The sequence below is a fragment of the Micromonospora sp. D93 genome (assembly GCF_018070365.1).
GTDB classification, from domain to species: Bacteria; Actinomycetota; Actinomycetes; order Mycobacteriales; family Micromonosporaceae; genus Micromonospora; species Micromonospora ureilytica.
In genome coordinates this window covers 40,693-66,326 of record NZ_JAGPXW010000039.1, presented here as the reverse complement: position 1 = coordinate 66,326, position 25,634 = coordinate 40,693, and the positions used below count along the sequence as shown (strand labels likewise).

General features: G+C 70.5%; 24 protein-coding genes. 6 read left to right on the top strand and 18 right to left on the bottom strand.

Annotation, left to right across the window (positions count from 1 at the left end):
• Positions 1 to 21 precede the first annotated feature (21 nt).
• The 3 genes from KBX71_RS30455 to KBX71_RS30445 form a co-directional block, all read right to left on the bottom strand.
• Positions 22 to 963: an acyl-ACP desaturase gene (locus KBX71_RS30455; RefSeq protein WP_210821196.1), complete on the bottom strand. Its 942-nt coding sequence runs from the start codon at positions 961 to 963 to the stop codon at positions 22 to 24.
• A 70-nt stretch (positions 964 to 1,033) separates the two neighbouring features.
• Positions 1,034 to 2,362 (bottom strand): histidine--tRNA ligase, encoded by a 1,329-nt coding sequence (gene hisS / locus KBX71_RS30450; RefSeq protein ID WP_210821195.1) that lies wholly within the window; start codon positions 2,360 to 2,362, stop codon positions 1,034 to 1,036.
• A 72-nt stretch (positions 2,363 to 2,434) separates the two neighbouring features.
• Positions 2,435 to 3,145 carry an MBL fold metallo-hydrolase gene (locus KBX71_RS30445; protein ID WP_124823030.1) on the bottom strand — a complete coding sequence of 237 codons (711 nt, stop codon included), beginning with the start codon at positions 3,143 to 3,145 and terminating at the stop codon, positions 2,435 to 2,437.
• A 271-nt stretch (positions 3,146 to 3,416) separates the two neighbouring features.
• Between KBX71_RS30445 and KBX71_RS30440 the strand changes: the two genes are divergently transcribed.
• Positions 3,417 to 4,301, top strand: coding sequence for a peptidylprolyl isomerase (locus KBX71_RS30440; RefSeq protein ID WP_210821194.1), 885 nt, complete (start codon positions 3,417 to 3,419; stop codon positions 4,299 to 4,301).
• Positions 4,302 to 4,359: 58 nt separating this feature from the next.
• Entirely contained in the window at positions 4,360 to 5,202 is an 843-nt protein-coding gene (locus KBX71_RS30435; protein ID WP_210821193.1) for a peptidylprolyl isomerase, read from the top strand.
• Between the two features lie 95 nt (positions 5,203 to 5,297).
• On the opposite strand, the gene KBX71_RS30430 is transcribed toward KBX71_RS30435, so the two are convergent.
• From KBX71_RS30430 to ruvC, 8 genes are all read right to left on the bottom strand, one after another.
• A complete protein-coding gene (locus tag KBX71_RS30430) occupies positions 5,298 to 7,820 on the bottom strand; it encodes a bifunctional (p)ppGpp synthetase/guanosine-3',5'-bis(diphosphate) 3'-pyrophosphohydrolase (protein WP_210821192.1) in 2,523 nt (840 codons plus the stop codon).
• A gap of 197 nt (positions 7,821 to 8,017) precedes the next feature.
• Positions 8,018 to 8,584: an adenine phosphoribosyltransferase gene (locus KBX71_RS30425; protein WP_124823026.1), complete on the bottom strand. Its 567-nt coding sequence runs from the start codon at positions 8,582 to 8,584 to the stop codon at positions 8,018 to 8,020.
• 78 nt (positions 8,585 to 8,662) lie between these two features.
• Positions 8,663 to 9,859 (bottom strand): protein translocase subunit SecF, encoded by a 1,197-nt coding sequence (gene secF / locus KBX71_RS30420; RefSeq protein ID WP_210821191.1) that lies wholly within the window; start codon positions 9,857 to 9,859, stop codon positions 8,663 to 8,665.
• Between the two features lies 1 nt (position 9,860).
• Entirely contained in the window at positions 9,861 to 11,756 is a 1,896-nt protein-coding gene (gene secD / locus KBX71_RS30415; protein WP_210821190.1) for a protein translocase subunit SecD, read from the bottom strand.
• Positions 11,757 to 12,032: 276 nt separating this feature from the next.
• A complete protein-coding gene (gene yajC / locus KBX71_RS30410; RefSeq protein ID WP_124823024.1) occupies positions 12,033 to 12,389 on the bottom strand; it encodes a preprotein translocase subunit YajC in 357 nt (118 codons plus the stop codon).
• 121 nt (positions 12,390 to 12,510) lie between these two features.
• Positions 12,511 to 13,578, bottom strand: a complete 1,068-nt coding sequence (ruvB, locus tag KBX71_RS30405) for a Holliday junction branch migration DNA helicase RuvB (RefSeq protein ID WP_210821189.1) — start codon at positions 13,576 to 13,578, stop codon at positions 12,511 to 12,513.
• 16 nt (positions 13,579 to 13,594) lie between these two features.
• Positions 13,595 to 14,197 (bottom strand): Holliday junction branch migration protein RuvA, encoded by a 603-nt coding sequence (gene ruvA / locus KBX71_RS30400; RefSeq protein WP_124823022.1) that lies wholly within the window; start codon positions 14,195 to 14,197, stop codon positions 13,595 to 13,597.
• Positions 14,194 to 14,721, bottom strand: a complete 528-nt coding sequence (gene ruvC / locus KBX71_RS30395; protein WP_210821188.1) for a crossover junction endodeoxyribonuclease RuvC — start codon at positions 14,719 to 14,721, stop codon at positions 14,194 to 14,196. The genes ruvA and ruvC overlap by 4 nt, the downstream gene beginning before the upstream one ends.
• Positions 14,722 to 15,222: 501 nt before the next feature.
• Between ruvC and KBX71_RS30390 the strand changes: the two genes are divergently transcribed.
• Both KBX71_RS30390 and KBX71_RS30385 read left to right on the top strand, forming a co-directional pair.
• Entirely contained in the window at positions 15,223 to 16,005 is a 783-nt protein-coding gene (locus KBX71_RS30390; RefSeq protein ID WP_210821187.1) for a 3-hydroxybutyrate dehydrogenase, read from the top strand.
• Positions 16,006 to 16,019: 14 nt separating this feature from the next.
• Positions 16,020 to 17,939, top strand: a complete 1,920-nt coding sequence (locus tag KBX71_RS30385; RefSeq protein ID WP_210821186.1) for a helix-turn-helix domain-containing protein — start codon at positions 16,020 to 16,022, stop codon at positions 17,937 to 17,939.
• Between the two features lie 46 nt (positions 17,940 to 17,985).
• Here the strand turns inward: KBX71_RS30385 and KBX71_RS30380 are convergent, their stop codons facing one another.
• From KBX71_RS30380 to KBX71_RS30370, 3 genes are all read right to left on the bottom strand, one after another.
• Positions 17,986 to 18,594: a TetR/AcrR family transcriptional regulator gene (locus KBX71_RS30380; RefSeq protein ID WP_124817379.1), complete on the bottom strand. Its 609-nt coding sequence runs from the start codon at positions 18,592 to 18,594 to the stop codon at positions 17,986 to 17,988.
• Between the two features lie 11 nt (positions 18,595 to 18,605).
• Positions 18,606 to 20,174: an MFS transporter gene (locus KBX71_RS30375; protein WP_210821185.1), complete on the bottom strand. Its 1,569-nt coding sequence runs from the start codon at positions 20,172 to 20,174 to the stop codon at positions 18,606 to 18,608.
• 83 nt (positions 20,175 to 20,257) lie between these two features.
• Positions 20,258 to 20,929, bottom strand: coding sequence for a transcriptional regulator (locus KBX71_RS30370; protein ID WP_307847395.1), 672 nt, complete (start codon positions 20,927 to 20,929; stop codon positions 20,258 to 20,260).
• Between the two features lie 242 nt (positions 20,930 to 21,171).
• Here KBX71_RS30370 and KBX71_RS30365 point away from each other — a divergent pair, with 242 nt between their 5' ends.
• A complete protein-coding gene (locus KBX71_RS30365) occupies positions 21,172 to 21,423 on the top strand; it encodes a hypothetical protein (RefSeq protein ID WP_210821184.1) in 252 nt (83 codons plus the stop codon).
• 26 nt (positions 21,424 to 21,449) lie between these two features.
• Here KBX71_RS30365 and KBX71_RS34455 read toward each other — a convergent pair whose 3' ends face one another.
• The 4 genes from KBX71_RS34455 to KBX71_RS30345 form a co-directional block, all read right to left on the bottom strand.
• On the bottom strand, positions 21,450 to 22,724 hold the full coding sequence (locus KBX71_RS34455) for an NAD(P)/FAD-dependent oxidoreductase (RefSeq protein ID WP_210821183.1): 1,275 nt from the start codon (positions 22,722 to 22,724) through the stop codon (positions 21,450 to 21,452).
• Positions 22,717 to 23,280 (bottom strand): TetR/AcrR family transcriptional regulator, encoded by a 564-nt coding sequence (locus KBX71_RS30355; RefSeq protein ID WP_210821182.1) that lies wholly within the window; start codon positions 23,278 to 23,280, stop codon positions 22,717 to 22,719. Before KBX71_RS30355 ends, KBX71_RS34455 begins: the two co-directional genes overlap by 8 nt.
• 107 nt (positions 23,281 to 23,387) lie before the next feature.
• A complete protein-coding gene (locus KBX71_RS30350) occupies positions 23,388 to 24,764 on the bottom strand; it encodes a permease prefix domain 1-containing protein (RefSeq protein ID WP_210821181.1) in 1,377 nt (458 codons plus the stop codon).
• On the bottom strand, positions 24,761 to 25,126 hold the full coding sequence (locus KBX71_RS30345; protein ID WP_210821180.1) for a PadR family transcriptional regulator: 366 nt from the start codon (positions 25,124 to 25,126) through the stop codon (positions 24,761 to 24,763). The genes KBX71_RS30350 and KBX71_RS30345 overlap by 4 nt, the downstream gene beginning before the upstream one ends.
• A gap of 153 nt (positions 25,127 to 25,279) precedes the next feature.
• Here KBX71_RS30345 and KBX71_RS30340 point away from each other — a divergent pair, with 153 nt between their 5' ends.
• Positions 25,280 to 25,567, top strand: coding sequence for a hypothetical protein (locus KBX71_RS30340; protein ID WP_231392589.1), 288 nt, complete (start codon positions 25,280 to 25,282; stop codon positions 25,565 to 25,567).
• The last annotated feature ends 67 nt before the right edge of the window (positions 25,568 to 25,634 follow it).

Below are 25,634 nucleotides of genomic sequence, written 5' to 3'. Positions count from 1 at the left end.
GAGGGGGTGGGTGGGTGGGGTTTAGCGGAGGGCTAGGCGGGCGGCTCGGGCGTCGCGCTTCTCCTCGAAACGGTTCGCGGCGCGGTCCAGGTTGTCCAGCTGGGCGGCAAGCTGCTCGCGGGCGGCCTCGCCGTCGGCGTTGAGGCCTGTCACGTTGAAGACGTCCCACTGGCGCAGGACCGGCTGCAGCACGTCGTCGCGGTGCTGGCGCAGGTCGTAGATGCCAGCCAGGGCGATCGCCACCGACTTGCGGGCGAAGCCCTCGATGCCGCTACCCGGCATCTGGAAGTCGGCCACCACGTCGGCGACGGCCCGCATGGCCTGACTCGGGGCCAGCTCGAACGAGGCCGCGAGCAGGTTGCGGTAGAAGACCATGTGCAGGTTCTCGTCGGCGGCCACACGGGCCAGCAGCGCCTCGCAGGCGGGGTCGCCAGTGGCCTTGCCGGTGTTGCGGTGCGAGATTCGGGTGGCCAGTTCCTGGAACGAGACGTACGCCAGTGAGTGCAGCACCTCGTCGCCGTGGGCGTTGGTGTAGCCCTCCGACATGTGCGTCATCCGGGCCCGCTCCAACGCCACCGGGTCGACCGCCCGGCTGACGGTCAGGTAGTCGCGGATCGCGACGCCGTGCCGACCCTCCTCGGCGGTCCACCTGTGCACCCAGGTGCCCCACGCGCCGTCGCGGCCGAACAGGGTGGCGATCTCGTGGTGGTACGAGGGCAGGTTGTCCTCGGTCAGCAGGTTCACGATCAGCGCGGTGCGGGCCACGTCCGGAATGGTGGAGTCGGTCGGCGACCACGCCTCGCCGCCGAGCGGCCCGTCGAAGGTCCGCCCTTCGCTCCACGGCACGTACTCGTGCGGGAACCACTCCTTGGCGAGCGAGAGGTGGCGGTCCAGGTTGCGTTCGACAACCGGCTCCAGCTCGACGAGCAGCGCGGTCTGACTCAGTGTGGTGCTGACGGTCACGAGAAACTCCCTACGGTGGCGTAACTTACGCTACCGTAGGTCCCCGTGGCCGTCAGCGCCAGTGGGGAACTCAACCGACAGTCGGCTTGAGGTCCGCCGACTGTGGCATCCACTCCTCGGCACCGGCCGTGACCTGCTCACCGGAGCGGATGTCCTTCACCTCGTCCGGCGCCCCGTCGGCACCCGGGAACCAGACGTACGGGATGCCCCGCCGCTCGGCGTAGCGGATCTGCTTGCCGAACTTCGCCGCGCTCGGCGAGACCTCGGTGGGGATACCGCGCCGCCGCAGCGCCGCCGCGATCCGGCCACTGGTCGGGCGGTGTTCCTCGTCGGCCAACGCCACCAGGACACAGGTGGGCACCGAACGCGAGACCGACAGCTCCCCCGCGCCGAAGAGCAGCCCGAGGAGCCGGGTGACCCCGATCGAGATCCCCACCCCGGGGTACGACACAGCACCGGCGCTGGCCAGGTTGTCGTACCGACCGCCGGAGCAGATCGAGCCGAAGCGCTCGTAGCCGCGCAGCTGGGTCTCGTAGACGGTGCCGGTGTAGTAATCCAGGCCACGGGCGATGCGCAGGTCCGCCAGGCAGAGGCCGGGCGAGTGCTCGGCGGCGGTCTCCACCACCCGGACCAGCTCCTCGATGCCCTCGTCGAGCAGCGGGTCGCTCACCCCGAGCGCCCGCACGGCGTCGGCGAACGACGCGTCCGGGGCGGAGATCTCGGCCAGCGCCAGGCACGCCTTGGCCTGCGCCTCGCTCGCACCCGCGGTCTGGGCCAGCAGCTCGGCCACCTTCGCCGGGCCGATCTTGTCGAGCTTGTCCACGGCGCGCAGCACCGTCTCCGGGTCGGTCAGCCCGATGCCCCGGTAGAAACCCTCGGAGATCTTGCGGTTGTTGACCTGGATGGTCACCGGCGGGATCGGCAACGAGCGCAGCGCGTCCCCGATCACCAGGGGCATCTCGGCCTCGTGGTGCCCTGCCAGGGTGTCCCGGTCGACGATGTCGATGTCGGCCTGGACGAACTCCCGGTAGCGGCCCTCCTGCGGCCGCTCACCCCGCCACACCTTCTGGATCTGGTAGCGGCGGAACGGGAAGCTCAGCTTGCCGGCGTTCTCCAGCACGTAGCGGGCGAACGGCACGGTCAGGTCGAAGTGCAGGCCGAGCTGATCGTCAGTGCCGGCGCCCTCGGCGTCGGCGTGCAGTCGCCGGATCACGTAGACCTCCTTCGAGGTCTCGCCCTTGCGCAGCAGCTGGTCCAGCGGCTCCACGGCGCGGGTCTCCAGCGGCGCGAAGCCGTACAGCTCGAAGGTGGCCCGGATCTTGTCGAGCACGAACTGCTCGATCATCCGCTGGCCGGGGGTCCACTCCGGGAAGCCGGAGATGGGCGTGGGCTTGCTCATCGGCGTACTCCTTGCGGTTCCGCGCCCGCGGCGCGGTGGTGTCGTGGGTCCGCGCGTGGCGCGGACGAAGATCTAGAGGCCCCGGGTGGGAGCGGCCGGCGACGTGCCAGCCACCTCGATGAGGTACGGGTTGCTGGCGCGCTCGCGGCCGATGGTGGTGCCGGGGCCGTGGCCGGGCAGCACGACGGTGTCGTCGGCCAGCGGAAGGATCTTGTCGCGCAGGCTGGTGAGCATGGCCGACATGCTGCCGCCCGGCAGGTCGGTGCGACCGATCGACCCGGCGAAGAGGACGTCGCCGGAGAGGCACAGCTCGTCGGCCTCCCAGCTCGACCCGGCGCCCGGCAGCCGGAACAGCACCGACCCGCCGGTATGGCCCGGGGCATGGTCGACGGCGATCTCCAGGCCGGCGAGCGTGAGGGTGGCGCCGTCGGTCAGCTCCGCCACGTCGTCGGGCTCGGTGTAGCTCAGCCGGCCGCCGAAGAGCGACGTCAGGTCGGTCGAGAGGCCCTTGGACGGGTCGGCCAGCATCTCCCGGTCGCCGGGGTGCACGTAGGCGGTGATGCCGCGCGCGCCGCAGACCGGCGCGACCGAGAAGGTGTGGTCGAGGTGGCCGTGGGTGAGCAGCACGGCGGCCGGATGCAGGCGGTGCTCGGCGAGCAGCGCGTCGAGCTGGTCGAGCACCCCGATGCCGGGGTCGACCACCACGCACTGCTCCCCCGGCGCGGTGGCAACCACGTAGCAGTTGGTGCCGAAGGCGTCCGCGGGAAAGCCGGCCACGAGCACGGGCGCTGTCCTTTCCGTCGAGCAGCTGTCGTCCTTGCACAGCAGCCTATCGGGCGGGCCGAGCGAGTTTGCCGCGTCCGTCCCGCGCGCCCCGTGGGGCACAGTGACAACCTCCGATAAGCGCTGCTCGGGATGGGGTGGACCTCGTACACCACATTCCCAGTCACTAGCCGTACACTCTGGCGGGCGTGAGGCGCGGCACACGTGACGCCCGGACGGGCCGGGGCGACCGGCCGCCGGCGACGACCAGGTAGAGGAAAGGGGAGCACCTGTGGCTTCCAGCAGGGACCGGCAGCGCAAACTGGCGCGGGCCAAGCTCGACCGGCAGTTGGCTCGTCGGGCCGCCTCCACGCGGCGACGACGGCAGATCCAGGCCGGAGTTGGCGCCGCCCTGGTTCTCGTGTTGGTCGTGGCCGGCTCGGCCTGGGCGCTCGGGGCGTTCGACTCCGACCCGAAGCAGAACACGGCCGCGGAGGACACCTGCCTCTGGACGCCGCAGGACGCGACGGCCAACACCAACCTCAAGGACGTCGGCACGCCGGCCACCAAGGATCTGCCCACGGACGGCACCCGCGCGATGACAGTGACCACCAACCAGGGCGCACCGATCACCGCGGAACTGAACCTGACCAACTCCCCGTGCGCGGCGGCGAGCATCGCCCACCTGGCCAGCCGGTCGTTCTACGACAACACCAAGTGCCACGAGATCACCGCCGAGGGCGCGCTGCGCTGCGGCGACCCCAGCGGCACGGGTCTCGGTGGGCCGACCTACTCGTTCTACGACGAGGAGGTGCCGACCGTGCCGTCGGCCTCACCGTCGGCCAGCCCGGCCCCCGGCCAACCGCCGACGTACCCGAAGGGCACGGTGACGATGGTCTCCAACCCGCCGGGCAGCAACGGCAGCCAGTTCCTGATCTTCTTCAAGGACTTCACCACCGCCGACCCGAAGTACCCGGTCATTGGCCGGGTGACCGGCGGGCTGGACGTGGTGGAGAAGATCGGCGCCCTCCCGACCGTGGACAATGGGACCGGGGCGAAGGTCAAGCCCAACACCGATGTGACGATCCAGAGCCTCACGGTCGGTGAGCCGGCCACCGGTGCGGCACCGGCGCCGTCGGTCTCCGGCACCCCGGCCAGCAGCCCGAGCGCCGGCTGACCGGTCGTCCCACCCAATTACTCGGCACCCAGCAGCAGATAGCCAGGAGGATCCAGGCGTGACGTCCACCAGAGAGCGGCAGCAAGCGGCGGCACGACGCGCCCGGCTTGAGAAGGAGATGGCCGAGCGCGCGGCCAAGGCCCGCAAGCGCCGGCAGACGACGGCGATCATCAGCGCGGGTGCCGCACTGGTGCTCGTCGTCGCCGGCACCGTCTGGCTGGCGGTGAGCCTCGGCGGCGACGACGACAAGAACGACACCGCCGCGCCGGCGGCCGGCGCGTCCGAGTGCGTGTACAACGCGCTGCCCACGGAGCAGCGGCCCCCGCAGATCAAGGACGTCGGGGTGCCGAGCAACCAGCAGTCCGGCACCGGCGTGCAGACCATGACGATCGACACGAACCTCGGCCCGATCACCGCCAAGGTCGACCGGTCGCTGGTGCCGTGCACGGCGGGCAGCTTCACCCACCTCGCGGAGAAGAACTTCTTCGACAACACCAAGTGCCACCGCCTCGTGACCGAGGGCATCAAGGTGTTGCAGTGCGGTGACCCCAGCGCCACCGGCGACGGCTGGCGCCCCACCGACGGTCAGGGCGGCCCGAGCTACCGCCTGCCCGAGGAGAACCTGCCCACCGACAAGCGCCCGCCGTACCCGGAGGGTGTCATCGCGATGGCCAACTCCGGCCAGCCGGGCAGCACCGGCAGCCAGTTCTTTATCGTCTACGGCGACTCGCCGCTGGACCCGGCCTACACCGTGCTGGGCTCCATCACCGGCGGTCTGGACCTCGTCAAGGACGTGGCCAAGGCCGGCGACGACGGCGCGTTCGCCCAGCAGGCCGGCGGCGGCCACCCGAAGAAGGAGGTCATCATCAAGGACCTCACGATGAGCAACCCGCAGGGCTGACCCCCCGCGCGCACGACGAAGCGCCCGCCGGCTGAGCCGGCGGGCGCTGTCGTTTCCGGGGTACGCGGTGAGCCCCGCGACCGATCAGGTGGGCGTCAGGCGCCGGACGTGACCCGGTAGGCGTCGAACACGCCGTCGACCTTGCGGACCGTGGCCAGCAGGTGGCCCAGGTGCTTCGGGTCGGCCATCTCGAAGCTGAACCGGCTCACCGCCACCCGGTCGCGGGTGGTGGTGACGGTGGCGGAGAGGATGTTGACCCGCTCGTCGGAGAGCACCCGGGTGACGTCGGCCAGCAGCTTGTGCCGGTCCAGGGCCTCGACCTGGATGGCCACCAGGAACGTCGAGGCGGAGGTGAGCTTCCAGCTCACCTCGACGACCCGCTCGCTCTGCGCGCGCAGGTCCTCGGCGTTGGCGCAGTCGTCACGGTGCACGCTCACCCCGCCGGAGCGGGTGACGAAGCCGAACACCGAGTCCGGTGGGACCGGGGTGCAGCAGCGCGCCAGCTTGATCCAGACGTCACTGACGCCCCGGACCACGACGCCCGGGTCGGCGCTGCTCTGCCGGCTGCGCGGCGGCCGGGTGGCGACGGCGGTCTCGGCGATGTCCTCCGCCGCGCCCTCCTCGCCGCCGTACGCGGCCATCAGCTTCTGCACCACCGACTGCGCGGAGACCTGACTGTCGCCGACCGCGGCGTAGAGCGAGGCCACGTCGGCCAGGTGCAGGTCGCGGGCGATCGACATGAGCGCGTCGGAGGTGAGCATCCGCTGCAACGGCATGCCCTGCTTGCGCATCGCCTTGACGATCGCGTCCTTGCCGGCCTCGATCGCCTCCTCGCGCCGCTCCTTGTTGAAGTACTGCCGGATCTTCGTCCGTGCGCGGGGGCTCTTGACGAAGCCCAGCCAGTCCTGCGTCGGGCCGGCCGTCTCGGACTTCGACGTGAAGATCTCGATCACGTCGCCGTTGGACAGCGTCGACTCCAGAGGCACCAGCTTGCCGTTGACCCGCGCCCCGATGCACTTGTGCCCCACCTCGGTGTGCACCGCGTACGAGAAGTCCACAGGCGTCGACCCGGTCGGCAGCGGGATGACGTCACCCTTCGGGGTGAAGACGTACACCTCCTGGCTGGACAGGTCGAAGCGCAGCGCGTCCAGGAACTCGCTCGGGTCGGCTGCCTCTCGCTGCCAGTCGAGCAGTTGCCGCAGCCAGGTCATCTCGTCGATGTGCGCGGGCGGGCCGACGATCTGGGTGCCCTTGTGCTCCTTGTACTTCCAGTGCGCGGCGATGCCGAACTCGGCGGTGCGGTGCATCGCGTACGTGCGGATCTGCATCTCCACCGGCTTGCCGGTGGGCCCGATGACAGTCGTGTGCAACGACTGGTACATGTTGAACTTGGGCATCGCGATGTAGTCCTTGAACCGACCCGGCACCGGCTGCCAGTTGGCGTGGATGACGCCCAGCGCCGCGTAGCAGTCGCGAACCGTGTCGACCAGGATGCGCACGCCGACCAGGTCGTAGATGTCGTTGAAGTCGCGACCCCGCACGATCATCTTCTGGTAGATCGAGTAGAGGTGCTTCGGCCGCCCGGTGGTCTCCGCCTTGATCTTGGCGGCCTTCAGGTCGGTGCCGACCTTCTGCGTCACCTGCCGCAACAGCGACTCGCGCTGCGGCTGGTGCTCCCCGATCAGCCGGTTGATCTCCTCGTAGCGCTTCGGGAACAGGGTGCCGAAGGACAGATCCTCCAGCTCCCACTTGATCGTGTTCATACCGAGGCGGTGCGCGAGGGGCGCCAGGATCTCCAGCGTCTCCTTGGCCTTCTGCTCCTGCTTGGGGCGGGGCAGGAAGGTCAGGGTACGCATGTTGTGCAGCCGGTCGGCCAGCTTGATCACCAACACCCGCGGGTCCTTGGCCATGGCCACGACCATCTTGCGGATCGTCTCGGCCTTGGCCGCATCGCCCAGCTTGACCTTGTCGAGCTTGGTGACGCCGTCGACCAGCAGGGCGACCTCGCCACCGAAGTCGGCACGCATCTGGTCGAGGGTGTACTCGGTGTCCTCGATGGTGTCGTGCAGCAGCGCGGCGACGAGCGTGGTGGTGTCCATCCCCAGGTTGCCGAGGATCGTCGCCACCGCGAGCGGGTGGGTGATGTAGGGGTCGCCGGACTTGCGGTACTGCCCGGAGTGCCACCGGGCGGCCGTGTCGAAGGCACGCTGAAGCAGCCGGGCGTCCGCCTTGGGGTGGTTGTCCCGGTGGCTCGCGATGAGCGGCTCCAGCACCTCGCTGACCTGAGAGGTCTGCCAGGGCGCGTTGAACCGGGCCAACCGGGCCCGGACCCGCCGACCGGTGGGCGCGTTGGACAGCCCGAAGCCACCGCTTGGTGACGGGTCGACACCGGCGTCGGTCGGGAACGGCACCACGACGCCATCGGCGCCGGGAGACGCCTCGGCACTCGGCGGGCCGCTGGTCGGACGCACCGCGCTCTCGCCGGAGGCCCTGCCGGAACCGTTGCCGGTGCCCGTCACCCGGGCCGGCGCGTCGCCTGTCCGGTCGGTCACCGAGCCGTCAGCGTCGCCTGTCGGGTGCACCGTGCCCTCCGCCGGAGGGACGACATCGTGGGACACCGGCCTCCTCACCGCTCGCCGGAAACACGCCGGCCGAACATCGGCCGACCTGGTCTCGCCCGCCGGACGGGTTACCGCCGGCGTCAGCAAAGGGCAATGCTACCCGCACGGACGGTCCCCTGCCGCTCCGCCGGACGGTCGGCGCCGGGTCCGTCCGACGGGTCCGGGATCAAACGGTCAACAGAGTCTCGACCGGCTCAAACGGTCAGCAGGGCGTGCACGGGACGCGGCGCCAGTCGCTCACGCCCACCCAGGAAACCGAGTTCCAGCAGCACTGTGAAGCCGGTGACGGTGCCGCCGGCCCGCTCGACCAGGTCCAACGTCGCCTCGGCGGTGCCACCGGTGGCCAGCACGTCGTCGACCACCAGCACCCGGTGCCCGGCGGTGAAGGCGTCCTCGTGCACTTCCAGGGTGGCCTCGCCATACTCCAGCGCGTAGGAGACCGAGTGCGCCGGGCGGGGCAGCTTGCCGGCCTTACGCACCGGCACCACGCCCACCCCGGTCGCGTACGCGATGGCCGCCGCGACGACGAACCCGCGCGCCTCGATGCCGACCACCACGTCGAAGGCGTCCCGCCCGTGGTACGCGATGACCTCGTCGATCACCTCACGGAAGACCTTGCCGTCGGCGAACAGTGGCATCAGGTCCTTGAACAGGACGCCGGGCTTGGGAAAGTCGGGCACGTCCAGCACCCGGCTGGCGACCAGTCGGGCGACCTCCGGGCCACTGTCCCCGCGCGCTGCGGTGCTGTGGGTCTCCGTCACGGCTGTTTCGCTCTCCTTCGACGACGAACGGCGTCCGGCAACAGCATGCCGGACGCCGTTCGGGTGTTTCCTGTCGGGTCAGCGCCGCTTGGCGCCACCCGGCCGGTTGCCGCCGCCACCCGGGCGACCGCCCCGGGCGCCGGTGGCCCGCTTGCCCGCCGGGCGAGCGCCCACCTTCGGGGCGGCACCGGCCAGCGCGGCGGCGTCCTGGTCGACCGGCTCGTCGGTCGCGTCGGCCTGGTCCACCGGACCGGCGGCACCCTTACCGGTGACCTCGCCGCGGCTGACCGCGCCCCGCCGGGTCAGGACGCGCTTGTTGTGCGCCTGGATCCGCGGGTCGTAGTTCTTCAGCAGCGCCAGCAGCGGGGTGGCCACCAGGATGGAGGTCAGGAACGCCACAGCCATGCCGACGAACAGCACCAGACCGAGGTCCTTCAGCGTGCCGGCGCCGAGCAGGCCGGCACCGATGAAGAGCAGACCGCCGACCGGCAGCAGGGCGACCACCGAGGTGTTCAACGACCGCATCAGGCTCTGGTTGATGGCCAGGTTGGACGCCTCGGCGTACGTCTGGTTGTTGTTGGCGGTGATGCCCCGGGTGTTCTCCTGGACCTTGTCGAAGACCACCACCACGTCGTAGAGCGCGAAGCCCAGGATGGTGAGGAAGCCGATGATCGTCGACGGGGTGACCTCGAAGCCGACAAGCGAGTAGATGCCGGCGGTGAGGATCAGGTTGGTGATCAGCGAGGCGACCGCGGCCACGGCCATCCGCCACTCGAAGCGCAGGATCAGGTAGACCATCACCAGCGCGATGAAGATGACCAGACCGAGCACGGCCCGCTCGGTCACCTGGCTGCCCCATGCCTCACTGACCTGGTTGCTGCTGATCTGGTCGGCGTTGATGCCGAGATCCTCGGCGATCTGGGCCTTTACCGAGTTGGCCTGCTCGACGGTGAGCTGCGGCGTGCGCAGCTCGTAGGAATCGCCGCCCGTGCCGCCGACCTTCTGCGTGGTGGCCACCGTGACGCCGGTGTTCTCGGCGGCGAGGGCCGAGTTGACCTCCCGCTCGGCGTCGTCCAGGGTGCCGACACTTGCCGGCACCTGGAACGAGTTGCCACCGGCGAACTCGATGCCCAGGCTGAACCCACGGATCGAGAAGCTGAGGATCGCGATCAGGACCAGGACCCCGGCGACGCCGAACCAGAGCTTGCGCCGGCCGACGATGTTGAGACCGGCCTCGCCGTTGTAGAGGCGGCTCGCCAGACCGTTTTCAGCCATCTCAGGCCTCCTTGGCGCGCGGGTTGCGGGGCTGAGTCGGCTGGTTGCGGGCCGGCAGTGCCCGGCCCAGACCGCTGACCCGCGGGGACAGGAACGCCCGGGTCCGGGCGAACATCGTCATGATCGGGTGCCGGAAGAGGAAGACCACCACCAGGTCGAGCACGGTGGCCAGGCCGAGCGCGAACGCGAAGCCCTTGACCGTGCCGACCGAGACCACGTAGAGCACCACAGCGGAGAGCAGGGTGATCGCGTTGGCCGAGATGATCGTCCGACGGGCCCGGATCCAGGCCCGGGGCACCGCGCTACGCGGACTTCGCCCCTCCCGGATCTCGTCTTTCAGTCGTTCGAAGTAGATGACGAACGAGTCCGCCGCCACACCTAGCGAGACGATCATTCCGGCGATGCCGGCGAGGGTGAGCGTGAAGCCGATCTGCCGGCCGAGCACCACGAGCGCGCCGAAGACCAGCAGCGCGGAGAGGATGAGGCTCAGGAAGATCACCGAGCCGAGCAGCCGGTAGTAGAAGAACGCGTAGACGATGACCAGCAGCATGCCGATGCCGGCCGCGAGGAGACCGGCGCGCAGGTGGCTGGCACCCAGCGTGGCGGTGACGTTCTGCGCCTCCTGCTGCTCGAAGGTCACCGGCAGCGCGCCGTAGCGGAGCTGGCCCGCGAGGGTGCTGGCGTCCTTCTGCGTGAAGGTGCCGGTGATCTGGGAGTTGCCGGTCAGCACGCCCTGGATCTCCGGGGAGGAGACGATCTCGTTGTCCAGGACGACGGCCACCCGGCACTTGCCGTCCTGACCCAGCGCGGTCGCGTCGCAGGCCTGGCCCTCGTTGTTGAACGCCTCACGGGTCAGCGAGGTCCACTTGCCCTGGCCGTCGCCGGTGAAGTCCAGGCTGACCACCCAGGCGTTGGTCTGGTCGAGCACCGCGTCGGCGTCGGACACGTCGGTGCCCAGCACCTTGGCCTTGTCGAGCAGGTACTTCGACGCGCCGTCCTCGCAGGAGACCACCTGCTGGTTGGCGTCGGAGATCGACGCCGGGGGGCGCTGGTCGAGCTGCGTGCAGCCGATCGTCGGCACGTTGAACTGCATCTGCGCCGGCAGCACAGCGATCTCCTGCGGAGACAGCGTGCCGAACGGCTTGAGCTTCTCGGCCAGCGACGGGTCGGCGGTCAGGTCGGCCGGGGCCTGCAGCCCGTTGGCGGCCTGCCACGCGGCGGCGCCGACCTTCTGCTCGACGGCCTTGCGCTGCTCCTCGACGCTGGCCGGCACCGGCTCGGCGCTGGCGCTGGGCGCGGCGGCGCTCGGCGAGGCCGTGGCGGACGCGGAGGGCGTGGCGCTGGGCGACGCCGGGGCCATTCCGCCCTGACCGCCGCTGGGCGACGAGGTCACCTTCGGCGAGGCGCTGCCCGTCGGGGTCGGGGTCGCGCTGCCGGTCGGGGCGGCGCTGCCGGACGGGACCGGAGTGGCGGCGGGCGGCGCCTCGGCCACACCACTGCCGGAGGCGGCCTTGAGCACCTTGCGGAAGCGCAGCTCGGCCGCGCTGCCCACATCGGTGAGGTCCCGGTTCTCACCGGGCAGGGAGATGACGATGTTGCGGTTGCCCTCGGTGACCACCTCGGCCTCGGCCACGCCGAACGCGTTGACCCGGCTCTCGATGATCTCGCGGGCCTCCTCGAGGTTCTCCGCCGTCGGGGGCTTGCCGTCGACGCTGTTGGTCGCCTCCAGTGTCACCCGCGTGCCGCCGATGAGGTCCAGGCCGAGCTTGGGCTCGAGCCGGTCCTTCCAACTGCCGCTGGCGCCAGCGAAGAACACCAAAAGATAGAGGACCACGAAGATGAACCCGAGCACGGCGAGCTGCCGCCCGGGGCGCATCTGTCCCTGAGGTGGTGCCACGGCTGTCCTGTCTCCCTGTACGGTCGCGCCGCTGTCGCAGCGGCGGCGGTGTCGGGCCGGGGGTCCCGCCCGACGGGGTCTGCCTTGAGCCGACGGAATGCCGACACGAGGACCGGGCACCCCGGCGCGGAACGCCGACGGTCACGGGAACGTGCCGACGCCCGGCGTCGACCCAACTATCCAGTTTTCACGTCTCGCCCGCTGCCCCGTTCGGGCGCGACGACCCGGAAGTCGGCCGACCGGCCGTACGCCGGACTCGCCGCTCCCGGGGGAGGATCACTCCTTGACGGTGTCCGCGTCCTCGGTGACCGGCTCGCTCGGCAGCTCCGCGCGGGTGACCACCCGCGCGATGGCCGGGCGGGCGTAGCGGGTCTGCACGCCCGGTGCGACCTCGATCAGGACGGTGTCGTCCTCGATGCCGGTGACCGTGCCGTAGAGCCCACCGATGGTCACGACCTCATCGCCGGGCCCGAGGTTGGACTGCATCGACTCCGCCTCTTTGCGGCGCTTCTGCTGGGGCCGGATCATCATGAAGTACATGACACCGAAGAGCAGGGCGATCATCAGGATCGGCGTGATACCGCCGGCCCCGCCACCCGCTGCTGCGTAATGCACGGTTACTGACCTTCCCATTGGCCACCTGCCCGGCACGAGGGTGCCGGAGCGGAGGCGGATTCTCACGTCCTGTACAGACCGCGGCGAAGTCTAAACCCTGCACCTGAGAACGCCGAATGCGGCACAGATCACGTTCACATCACGGCTGATCGACATCCAAGGAGAACAAGTCCGGCACAGGTGGACTATCCACACCAAATGTACCATTCGGTGGTGTGCGCCCCAGATGCCGCCAGGCGCCCTCGGTCGCCACCCGACCCCTGGGCGTACGGGCCAACAGACCGGCCCGCACCAGGAACGGCTCGCAGACCTCCTCCACCGTGTCCGGCTGCTCCCCCACCGCCACGGCGAGCGTGGACAACCCGACCGGGCCGCCCCGGAACGAGTCGACAAGCGCGGTCAACACCGCACGGTCCAGCCGGTCCAGGCCGAGCGCGTCCACGTCGTACACGATCAGGGCCGCACGGGCGGTGTCGAGATCGACCACCCCGTCCGCCCGAACCTCGGCGTAGTCGCGGACCCGGCGCAACAGCCGGTTGGCGATCCGGGGAGTGCCCCGGGACCGACCGGCGATCTCGGTCGCGCCCTCGGGGGTGATCGGCACACCCAGGATCCGCGCCGAACGGTGCAGCAACGTCTCCAGATCCGCCGGAGCGTAGAAGTCGAGATGCGCGACGAAGCCGAACCGGTCCCGCATCGGCCCGGTCAACAACCCCGAGCGGGTCGTCGCGCCGACCAGGGTGAACGGCTCGACGTCCAGCGGAATCGCCGTCGCCCCCGGACCCTTGCCCACCACGACGTCGACCCGGAAGTCCTCCATCGCGCTGTACAGCAACTCCTCGGCCGGCCGCGCGATCCGATGGATCTCGTCGATGAAGAGCACGTCGCCCTCGGCCAGGCTGGTCAGGATCGCCGCCAGATCACCGGAACGCTCGATCGCCGGACCACTTGTCACCCGGATGCCCGCGCCCAGCTCGGCGGCGACGATGTTGGCCAGGCTCGTCTTACCCAACCCCGGTGGGCCGGAGAGCAGAATGTGATCCGGTGGCGCCCCCCGCCGCATGGCGCCCTGCAACAACAGGTCGAGCTGGTCGCGCACCCGGTCCTGGGCGATGAACTCGGCCAGCCGCTTCGGCCGCACCGTGGCCTCCGCGTCCAGGTCGGCGTCGCTGACGTACGCCGACACGAGCCCCTCGGCCTCGCTCATCGTGCCGCCCGCGCGGTCATCGGGTGCGGCCCAGCAGTCGGATGGCCTGCTTGAGCAGGACCGGCACCGGCGGGGTCTCGCCCTCGATCGACTCCGCCACCGCGGCCACCGCCTGATCGGCCTGCCCGGCCGTCCAACCCAGCCCCACAAGCGCCTGCCGGACCTGCTCGGGCCAACTGCCGCGGGTCACCCCGGCCACGCCGTCGGCGCCGATCGGCACCGGACCGATCCGGTCACGCAGCTCCAGCACCAGGCGTTCCGCACCCTTCTTGCCGATCCCGGGTACGCGGGTCAGGGCGGCCGTGTCGGCGTTGGCGATCGCCTTGCGTACCGCGTCGGGGGTGTGCACCGCCAGCACCGCCTGGGCCAGCCGCGGGCCAACCCCGCTGGCGGTCTGGAGCAGCTCGAACAGTGACTTGGCGTCGTCGTCGGCGAAGCCGTAGAGGGTCAGCGAGTCTTCCCGCACGATCAAGCTGGTGGCGAGCCGGGCGACCTGGCCTACGCGCAGCTCCGCGAGGGTCCCAGGGGCGCAGTGCACGGCGAGCCCGACCCCGCCGACCTCGATCACGGCCTGGTCCGGGCCCGTCGCGGTCACCGTGCCGCGCACGCTGGCGATCATCGAGCTCCTCCTCGTCGTGCCCGGTCGGCCGCTGCGGCCAGCTTGGAACGGGTCCCGCCGCGCCACACGTGACAGATGGCCAGGGCCAGCGCGTCGGCCGCGTCCGCCGGCTTCGGCGGCTCGGCCAGCCGCAACAGCCGGGTCACCATGGCGGTCATCTGCGCCTTGTCGGCCTGACCGGAACCGGTGACCGCCGCCTTCACCTCGCTCGGCGTGTACGTCTGCACCGGCAACCCGGCGCGCGCCCCGGCCAGCACGGCGATCCCACTGGCCTGCGCGGTGCCCATCACGGTGCGGACGTTGTGCTGGCTGAACACCCGCTCGACGGCGACGCTCTCCGGTTCGTGCTTGGCGACCAGCTCGGTCAGCGACCGGTCCAGGTGCAACAGGCGCAGCGCCAGGTCGTCGGCCGGGTCGGTGTAGACCACGTAGTAGGCGACAAGTGTGCAGGGCCGGCCGGGCACACCCTCGACGACGCCCACCCCACACCGGGTCAACCCCGGATCGACACCGAGCACGCGCACGCCGCCCCCTCCCCAACCGTCAGCAGTACGTGTGTTCGACACCCTAACCGGCGCCCTTCCCACCAGCCCCACGGGACACGCCCTCCGCACTCCACCCCCCGCCCCGGCCCCCGCCCCGGCCCCCGCACCAAGATCCGAGCAACTTCCCGGATGTTGCTGCCTCCGGCGCGGATGAGACAGCAACATCCCTGATGTTGCGCGGATCTTGAGGACGAACTCGGTTGCTGAGAGAGCGGGAGCGAGGTCCGGGGCACGCGCAGCCGTCAAGGTCACGCTCGAACCTGGTTGTAGTGGGCACGACGCGCCTGGATGCCACTACAACCTGGATACTGCGCGATCTTGACGCTGCGCGGCACGGCACGGGAGGGGCGGCGAGCGCGGCATGCGGCGGGGCGGGGCGTGGGCCGGCGGCGAGGGCGGGTGGGGCCACACAGCTTTGGTACGGAGTATGTGTCGCTGGCCCATGTGCCGGGGAGCACACAGCTCGTAACTTCTTGCGCCATGACGGCAGAACCCGTGGTGGTCCCCCACGTCGTACAGGTCGACCTCTCCGGTCGGACCGCCCTGGTCACCGGGGGCGGCGGCGGCATCGGGCGGGCGTGTGCCCTGCGGCTGGGCGCGGCCGGCGCCAAGGTGCTCGTGGTGGACCGCAACCTGGAGGCCGCCAAGGCGGTGGCCGCCGAGGCCGGTGGCCGGGCCGAGGGCGTCGACCTGTCCGACGCCGCTGCGGTGGACGCACTCGACGTGGACGTGGACATCGTGGTGAACAACGCGGGGCTCCAGCACGTCGCGCCGTTGCAGGACTTCCCCGTCGAGCGCTTCGAGTACATCCAGCGGGTGATGGTGGAGGCGCCGTTCCTGCTGATCCGCCGGGCGCTGCCGCACATGTACGCCCGGGGCTGGGGGCGGATCGTCAACATCTCCTCGGTGCACGGGTTGCGCGCCTCGCCGTACAAGGCGGCCTACGTCTCGGCCAAGCACGCTCTGGAGGGGCTGTCGAAGGTGGTCGCGTTGGAGGGCGCCGCGCACGGGGTGACCGCCAACTGCATCAACCCGGCGTACGTGCGTACCGCCCTGGTGGAGAGCCAGATCGCCGACCAGGCGGCCAGTCACGGCATCGACGAGGCCGAGGTGATCGAGAAGATCATGTTGGCCCGGGCCGCGATCAAGCGGTTGATCGAGCCGGAGGAGGTGGCCGAGCTGTTGGCGTACCTCTGCTCGCCGCCGGCGGCGTTCATCACCGGCGCGTCGATCGCCCTCGACGGGGGCTGGACGGCCAACTAGTGGGGCTGAGCACAATGTCGACCATGTCATCGCCGGTGGAGTTCCTGGAGCTGCTCGCCCGAGAGGCCGCGGCGGTCGAGTTCGAGGGACCGTTGGTGGCCGCGCGGGCCGCCGGGCTACCGGCGGACCGGCTGGCCGAGCTGGAGCAGGCCAAGTCGGTGGCGTTGCGGGTCCGCGCGCTTCTGGAGCGTCGGCGCCGCCGGGAGAGCGAGTTGTCCGGCCTGTACGACACGGTCAGTGACCTGGCCGGGCTGCGCGACCTGGACGACGTGTTGCGGGCGATCGTGCACCGGGCCCGTCACCTGCTCGGCGCGGACGTGGCGTACATGACGCTCAACGACGACGAACGTGGCGACACCTACATGCGGGTGACCGACGGCTCGGTCTCGGCCCGTTTCCAGCGGCTGCGCCTGCCGATGGGCGCCGGTCTCGGTGGTCTGGTGGCCCAGTCCGGCGCCCCGTACGTCACCGCCAACTACGGCGAGGACGCGCGTTTCCACCACACCGGCGAGATCGACGCTGGGGTGGGCGAGGAGGGGCTGGTGGCGATCCTCGGGGTGCCGCTGCGGCTCGGCTCCACCTCGATCGGGGTGCTCTACGCGGCGAACCGTTCGGCCCGGCCGTTCGTCCGGGAGGAGGTGGCGCTGCTGGTGTCGCTGGCCGCGCACGCCGCGGTGGCGATCGACACCGCCCGCCTGCTGACCGAGACCCGTTCGGCGTTGGCGGAGTTGTCGGCGGCGAACACCACCATCCGGGCGCACAGCAGCTCGGTGGAGCGGGCCGCGGCGGCACACGACCGGATGACCGCGCTGGTGCTGCGCGGCGGCGGTGTGGAGGACGTGGCGGCGGCGGTGACCGAGGTGCTGGGCGGTGCGCTGCTGGCGCTGGACGCCGAGGGTCGCCTGCTGGCCCGGGTGGGTGAGATCGAGGAGCCGGACCGCGCGGACATCGTCGAGGCGGTGGCCGCGTCCCGGACCGAGGGGCGCAGCGTACGCCGGGGTCCGTTCTGGTACGCGGCAGTGGTGGCCGGCGCGGAGAACCTGGGCGCCCTGGTGTTGCGCCCGGACGACGAGTTGGTCGACGCCGACCAGCGCATCCTGGAGCGGGCGGCGTTGGTGACCGCGCTGCTGCTGCTGTTCCGGCGGACGGTCGCGGAGGCAGAGGGACGGGTGCGTGGCGAGTTGTTGGACGACCTGATCGCCCGCCCGTTGCGCGACACCGACGCGCTGCGCAGCCGGGCCCGTCGGCTCGGCGTGGACCTGGACGCGCCGCACGTGCTGGTGGCGGTGGGCGACGACGCGATCGCCGCGACCGGCTCGGCTCGGCAGCGGGTGCTCTCCTGGGCCACCACGTACGCCTCGGCGCGTGGCGGTCTGGCCGCGGCGCGCGATGGCCGGGTGGTGCTGATGCTGCCGGGGTTGGACGCGGGCGGCAGCGCACGCGCGGTGGCCCGGGACCTGTCCCGGGTGACCGGCCGACCGGTGACCGCCGGGGCGAGTGGCCCGTCGAACACGCCGGCGGCGTTGGCCGGGACGTTCCAGGAGGCGGACCGGTGCCTGACGGCGTTGGGCGCGCTGGGCCGTGCCGGGCAGGGCGCGAGCACTGCGGAGTTGGGCTTCGTCGGGTTGTTGCTGGGGACTGTCGGTGACCGGGGTGAGAAGGACGTGACCGAGTTCCTGAGCGCCACCGTCGGGCCGGTGCTCGACTACGACGCCCGGCGGGGCACGGCTCTGGTGAAGACGCTGGAGGCGTACTTCGGGGTGGGTGGCAGCCTGGCCCGGGCCGCCGAGCAACTGCACGTGCACGTCAACACGGTGACCCAGCGGTTGGAGCGGGTCGGGCAGTTGCTCGGCGTCGACTGGCAGCGGCCCGAGCGGGCGTTGGAGGTGCAGCTCGCACTGCGTCTGCACCGGCTGCGCGCGCCGGCCGCCTGAGCGGGGCCGGCCGGCGGCACGAACGCCGCCGACCGGGCGCTCGACGTCAGCGGGCCTGGATGCCGTCCAACACGGCGTCGACGACCCGTTCGGGCAGGGTCTGCTCGTCCAGGTCCGGATTCCACTGCAAGACCCGCTGGATCAGCATCGGCCCGGTGAGCAGCGCCATCGTCACCTCCACGTCGATGTCGGCGCGGAGCACCCCCTCGTCGATGCCGCGGCGCAGCACCTCGCGCATCAGCTGACGCCGGGGCGAGATGATGTTCTGGTAGAGCTGGAACTGGTCCGCGCTGCGGTTCACGGCGGGCGCCAGGCAGGGCATGATCTTGGCCGCTCGCGGGTCGACGTTCTTGCCGATCGCACCGACCAGCAGCACCAGGTCGTCGCGGACGGAGTGGCCCGCCGGCTGCGCCATGACGCCTTTGAGTCGCCGCAACGCGTCCAGCAGCAACGCGTCCTTGCCGGCCCAGCGGCGGTAGATGGTGGCCTTGCCCACCCCTGCGCGGGTGGCGATCGCCTCGATCGACAGCGCCTCGATGGTGCTGCCCTCGGCGAGCAGGTCGAGGGTTGCCTCGATGATCGCCTCGTCGGCGCGGATGCTCCGCGGTCGCCCGGGCGACCGCGGAGCATCGGCAGTGGACGTCATGTCCGCCATTGTCCCCGGACCTATGCCGTGCCGGCCAGTTCAGGCTCGGCGACCGGAGCCGCCGGAGCGACGCTCGTGTCCTCCTTGCCCGGCATCCAGCGCAGCACCACGATGATCCCGAGCGCGGCGATGACCGCGGAGAGCCCGGCCGCCCAGTGCATGGCGGTGACGAAGGCGTCGTTGGCCGCCGAGATCAGCGCCGGCGCCGCCGGGCCGAGCTGGCCCGCCGCCGCGTACGCCCCGGAGATCGACTCGTTGGCCGCGTCCTGGGCCTGCGTGGGCAGTCCGGTCAGCGCGTCACCGATGTCGCTGCGGTAGACCGCGGAGAGCACCGAGCCGAGGACGGCCACGCCGAGCGCTCCGGCCACCTGGCGGATGGTGTTGCTGACCGCGGAGCCCACCCCGGCCTTCTCCCGGGGCAGCGCCGACATGATCGACTCGGTGGCCGGCGGCATGATGTTGGCCATCCCGGCGCCCTGGATGAGGAAGACGAGCAGCACGATCCAGATCGGGGTGGAGGCGCCGATGAAGACGAAGGCGCCCAGGGACACCACTGTCAGCGCCAACCCGACGGTGGCGACGGCCTTACCGCCGTAGCGGCGGACCATCGCGGCGCTGCGCGGCGCGAAGATCAGCTGGGCGCCGGCGAAGGGCAGGAAGAGCAGACCGGTCTGCAGCGGGCTGTAGTCGCGCACGAGTTGCAGATAGAACGAGCCGAAGAACATCGAGCCCATCGCGGCGAAGAACACCAGGCCGACGATGGCGACCGGCGCGGCGAACCGGGGCACCTTGAACAGTCGGACGTCCAGCGACGGGTGGTCGCTGCTCCGCTCGTGCTGCACGAACCAGCCCAGCACCGCGAGGCCGACCAGGATCGAGCCCCACGCCAACGGGCGGCCGAAGCCGTGCTCGCCGCCGTCGATGATGCCGTAGGAGAGGGCGACCAGGCCGACCACGGAGAGCAGGACGCCGAGCACGTCGATCCGGCCCGGCCGCGGGTCACGCGACTCGGGGACCAGCAGTGCCACCAGAACCACGCCGGCGATGACCACCGGCACGTTGATCAGGAAGACCGAGCCCCACCAGAAGTGCTCCAGCAGCGCGCCGCCGAGGATCGGGCCGATCGCCACGGCGAGACCGACCGCGCCGGCCCAGACACCGATGGCCCGACCACGCTCGCGCGGGTCGAAGACGTTGGAGATGATCGAGAGCGTCACCGGCATGATGGCCGCGCCGCCGACCCCCATCAGGGCGCGGGCCGCGATGAGCTGTCCGGGGCTCTGGGCGTACGCGGAGAGCAGCGACGCCAGGCCGAACAGCAGCAGACCGATCATCAGGAAACGCTTGCGGCCGGCGCGGTCGCCGAGCACCCCGAAGGTGAACAGCAGCCCGGCGAAGACGAGCGTGTAGGAGTTGATGGACCACTCCAGCTCGCCCTGGCTGGCGCCGAGGCCGTGCACCGGGTCGGCCAGGGTGCGCAGGGCGACGTTGAGGATCGTGTTGTCGAGGACGACCACGAGGAGGCTGATCACCAGCACCCCCAGGATCGCCCACCTCCTCGGGTGTCCCGTGTTGTTGTGCAGCTCCATGCCTGGCTTCCCCCCACGATGATCACCCGCAACGAAATACGATACGGGTCAGACTCGTAACGCGGATCAGCCTACGACGGGTATTAACGATACGGGACCGATCCGTATCGTATGTGGTGGACGTCACGCATCGGCGTGACCGCCACACAGGCGGCGACGGCGTCCGTCAGTGCGCCGAGACGGACCGCCGGCCTACCCAGCGGCTCGATCCAGCCCGGCCCCGCGCCGTACACCCGAAGGAGCGGGAACTCCCGGGCGAAGCGCACCAGGCGGTACGCGCGGCCGGTGAGCGGCGTCTGCGACCAGAGCACGACGGCGCGCGGGCGCGCCCGGTACACCGCGCTCGTGAGGGCGGGCCAGGGCAGCGCGGGGCCGAGATTCAAACAACCCCTGCCCTCCTCGCGCAGCGCGGCGGCAAGGGCGTGCAGACCAAGGCAGTGCGCCTCCTTCTCCGCGCCGGCCAGCAGCACCCCGCCGGTGGGCAGTGACCGGCCCGGCTCCCGGCGGTACACGTCCAACCCGACCCGGACGCCCTCGCAGAGGGCGTGCTCGATGACGACCTCGGCGGCGCTACGCCCCGACAGCCGGGCCAGCAGCGGACGACAGACCTGCTCCCAGAGCGCCGGCACGCCCCACGCCTCGGCCAACTCCAGCATCAGCGTGGCGACGGCGTTGCCGTCCAGGTCCTCGGCAGCCAGCGAGACCCGCTTGTGTGCGATCTCCACGGTCTCCGCCGGCATCGGCTCGGTCAGCACCACACGTACCCCCGGATAGACAGTCCCTGTCCGGGGGTTCGCTGAAACGGGGCGCGGTGGATGCGCCGGCGCGGGATTTACGCATAGATATGCTCGGGCGTGCTCTCCACCTGTCCGTGCGCCTGTCTCGACAGTTCACTACTCGGGGGAAGTCGGACCCTCCCGGCGGCCACACGCCGCCCGACAGTCAGATGAGCGGGGTGAGGCTGCCGTCACCGGAGGAGCCCGGCGCGACGGGACCGGTGCTGGACCGGCAGGCAAGCAAACGGGCAGCCGATCTCGCCGCCGCGATGGCGCAGGTGTGCGCCACCCGAGGCGTGCCGTTCGTCGATGTCACGGAGCTCTCAGCAGACCCGGTCTGGAGCCGGGAGATCGCTGCGGGTGATGCCCACCATCCGTTCGCGGCTGGTTATGCCAGCCTCGCCGCCCTGGTAGAGCCGGTTCTCCTGCGGTGGCTGGCCGGCATGTCAGCCGACCTGAGGCACTCAACATGATCAAGTTTCCTGAGCGGATCAGCTCGTCAGACGGTGGCGGCCCGCTCCCACCGGCGGGGAGCACTGATCTTGGCCCAGCTTGGGCCGAAGGTCATCCGGCGCAGCGGTGACACCATGCCGCAGAGGCTGAACCAGCCACGAGTCAAGCCCACGTTCACCGGGTTGCTCATCATGCCCTGTTGAAGGGTCCGCATGGCCAGGTCGACGGCCTCGAAACCGTACTCGCGCATCTCGGTCTCGTATTCGCCGATCGCGTCCAGCAGCGGCAGGTGACAGGTGCCGGCCAGAGACAACTGGCGGGTGAGCAGGGCGGCGTCGCGCAGTGCGGTGTTGGCGCCGTTACCGCCGGCCGGTGGCATGCCGTGCACGGCGTCGCCGAGCACGGTGACCCGTGCGGGCGCCCAGGGCGCGGGACGGTCGGACGCCTGGAACGGAAACACGCTCACGTCGTCTGGTGGACACCCGTCGATCAGTCGGCGCAGCGCGGGGTGCCAGTCCGTGATCAGCCCGGCGACGTACGCCTTCAACTGTGCGCCGTCGAGGCGCTCCGGACGCGAGGGGAACAGTTCGTTGCGGGCGACGAACGCGCACAGCAGATAGTCGTCCCCCACCGGCTTCTGGCGCTCGAACACGGAGGTGAACAGGAAGTGCGGCGCACCGGTCAGGACGAGGTTCATGCCTTTCGCCAGCCGAGCGGGTAACCAGGCTCGGGTGCCGTCGTTCAGCGGCAACTTGAGCCCAACGCCCACCGCACCGGTGTCCCGCTGGGTGGCGGTCGGCAGGTACTGCGCGCGTACCCGGGAGTTGATCCCGTCGGCGCCGACCAGGACGTCGCAGGTGGCGGCCGTTCCGTCGGCGAAGTGCGCGGTGGGGCGACCGTCGGCGGTGAACTCGTAGCGTTGGAATGTCTTGCCGTAGTGGACGACGTCGTCGAGTCCGTCGAGAAGAACGCCGCGCAGCGTCTGACGGTCGACCGGGTAGGCCCGTTCCGCGGGGTCGGGATCGTCGGGATACATGAGCGCGTCCTCGACGAGGACCAGCGTGCGCAGGTCCGTGCCCAGGAAGCCGAAACCGCCGCCGGGGCGGCCCGTGCTGTCCGTGAACGCCTGCCAGTGCCGGTCGGGCAGGCAGGCACGCAGCGACCGGCTGCCCGCCGGGTTGATCGCGAGCCGGTAGCGGTCCACCCGGTCGTCGCGGCGCCGGTCACGCTCGTACACGGCGACGTTGATGCCGTGTTTGCGCAGACCCTGGGCGAGCGCGAGGCCGCCGATGCCACCGCCGACGATGAGTACGTCAATCATGCGTGAGCCTTTCTGGTGAGAAGAGGTCGCACAGTTGGTTGACAACCGACTCGGCCTTTTCCGGACGCAGGCGAACGCCCTTGACGGTGGCGATCACCAACTCGACGCTGGCAGCGACGTCGAGGTTCACCGACCAGACGTGGTGCTCGATGCCTTCGGCGAAGATCGCCGCCAGCGCGTCGCGCCAGCCCTGTTCGTCGCGCTCGATGTCGGCCCCGGTGGACTCGTCACGTCGCGCCCGAAGATCGAGTTCGTCGAGCACGACGAACAACTCGGGTCGTTCCGCGACGGCTCTGGCGATCTCGCTGAGGTGTTGCCGCAACCGGGCGGCGGGTTCCAGATCGTTGTGCATCGTCGCCTCGAATTGGCTGGTCACGTGCTCGAGCACCGCGGCGATCAGATCGGCCTTGGTCCGGAAGTAGTGGTGCAGGGTGGAGTGGTCGATGCCTGCCGCGGCAGCGATCGGTCGCAGCCGGAACCCCTCGAAGCCGCTCTCGGCGATCGCCGAGAAGGCCGCGTGCACCAGGGCCTGCCGGCGGTCGAGCTGTTCAGTCATCCTCAGCCATCCTCAACCAAGCGGTTGGTTGATAGTCCAGCATCACTGTGCCGTACTGTCAACCAACCGCTTGGTTGATGCGGTCGGACGAGCCGTACCGGCAGCGCCTAGGCGTAGCTGAACAGTGGCGGGAAGACGAGGACCACGATCCAGGCCCACGCGGCGTACACCGGCAGGTAGCCGGTCTGCCACCGTTCGAGCGCCGCGAAGGGCGTGCGCCGGCGGATGAAGGTCAGCAGGAGCCACGCCGACCACGCGAGATTGACCAGGAGGATCACGTTCTCGCCGAGCGCGGCCGCCCGGTTGGGCGTACTGCCGTAGTCGTCGGTGATGCGCCCGGTGATCTCCACCAACACCAGCACGTCGATGGCCAACGCACTGACCACCAGCGCGAGTTGGAGTTTGTCGAACGGGCCGGGCGGGGCCAGCGGATCGCGGGCCGAGAGTGAGTAGAGCAGCAGGCCCAGCACCACGACCAGCAGGAGGTCGAAGAGGAGCAGCGCCTCGCGCTCGACGTCGATGCCGTGGCTGGTCCAGACGACAGCGACGAGGAAGGCGAGCAGGGCTGCCGTGAAGAGTGGGGTGAACAGCCGGGTGAGGACCGGCGCGATGTTCTCGACGACACTCTGCTTCGCCTCGACGAGCCACCCGGCCACGACGACCGCCGCCGCGGCGCCACAGGGCAGCAGCCACTGCGAGATGAACTCCTCCGGGACGATTCCGATGGCCGCGAAGGTGTTGAACAGGAACGCGGCGAGCACGCCGCCGCCGAGGGCCATCAGCACCAGGTAGATGAACCACTCGCCGGTGAACCGGATGAAGTCCATGCGTCGACGGGACGAGCGCCAGTCGTCGGCGACATAGGCCAGACCGACCACGAGCCACAGGGCGATGGGAAGGTGGACGCCTGTGACGACCACGGACTGCGAGTCGTCCGCCAGGGGGTAGGCGTTGGCCGCCACGGCGCCGAGAGCGAAGAGCGCCACCAGCACCGCGATCACCGACCGTTGGGCTCCCCGGCGCCAGGCCAGGAAAGCCGCCAGCCAGGGCAGCGCGAACACTGTGGCGTTGCGCGCGTAGAACGAGCCGTCGTCGGCGAAGCTCAGCCCGAACAGCGCCGGCACCTTGACGGACGCCACCGCACCCGCCGCGCAGCCGAGCATGACCCACAGGGTCCGCCGGGAGCGCGTGCCGGCGACCGGGCTGTCGGAGTCGCCGGTCAGCACCAACTGCTTCCACAACCGATCCGAGTGTTCCCGCGCGAACTCGCGGGAGAGTTCGTCGAGGCTGCCCATCCGTTTCACAGCGACCAGGAACGCCTCGTCCGGGCTCAGGCCAGCGGCGACGAGCTCGTCCACGGAGCCGCGAAGGTGGTCTTCCAACTCGTCGGCGTCCACCGCCTGCAGCTCCCTGCGGCGCAGCACGTACTGGCGCCACTGCGCGAACTGCGCTTCCAGCTCCGCTGGCCCGTCGTGCGCCGTCATGCCAGGCCCTCCAACCTGTTGACCGCCAGTGGCGCGCGGTCGTGCCAGATCTCCCGGAGAGCACCCACGACCGTGTCCCACTGCCGGCGCTGCTCGACCAGCTCAGCCAGGCCCCGATCGGTGACGCGGTAGTACTTGCGCTTCCGCTCGCCGGCGACCGACTGCCAGTTCGACTCCAGATGGCCGAGCCGCTCGAGCCGGTGCAGCAACGGGTACAGCAGTCCCTCGGTCCACTCCAACTCACCCCCGGACAACTCGTTGATCCGCCGGAGGATGGCGTAGCCGTAGCTCTCGCCCTCGGCCAGGATGCCGAGCACCATCGGCGTCGCCGAGGCGGCGACCAGATCCTTGGCGACCTTCACGAAACCTCCCGCCTCTAAACCTAGAAGTACGATGCATAGTACTGCTAGGTATGGCTCCCGGCGCAACGTCCCGGGACGAAGAGGTCGCCCGAATCGCCGTTCCACGCAGCTGTGGTGCCGCGAACGGCATGGTCCGGGTTAGCCTTGGCGCATATGGCTACCTTTCGCAGCGCCTCAGTGCTCCTTTCCTCGGACGGCACCAGGACCCCCGGCACCGCCGCCCTCTTCGCCGAGCCAGCCCGTAGGGGTGGGACTCCCCCGTGGGCGGGCGACTTCCGGCCCGCCAACAGCGCCGGCAACGGCCCCAAGAACGCCGTCGGAAAGACCTTCACCCTGGAGCTGCCCGACGGCAGCACCGGCAAGGTCGTCGTCCAGGGCCTCAAGAGCGGCAAGGGCGGCGTCGTACTGGCGCTGATGGGCGAGGACGCCCCACCCTTCTGACCAGTCGCACGACTCTCGTCGCCCGGGTGCCCGGGGATGACCCTTCCCGGGTCAGCCCAGGGCACCT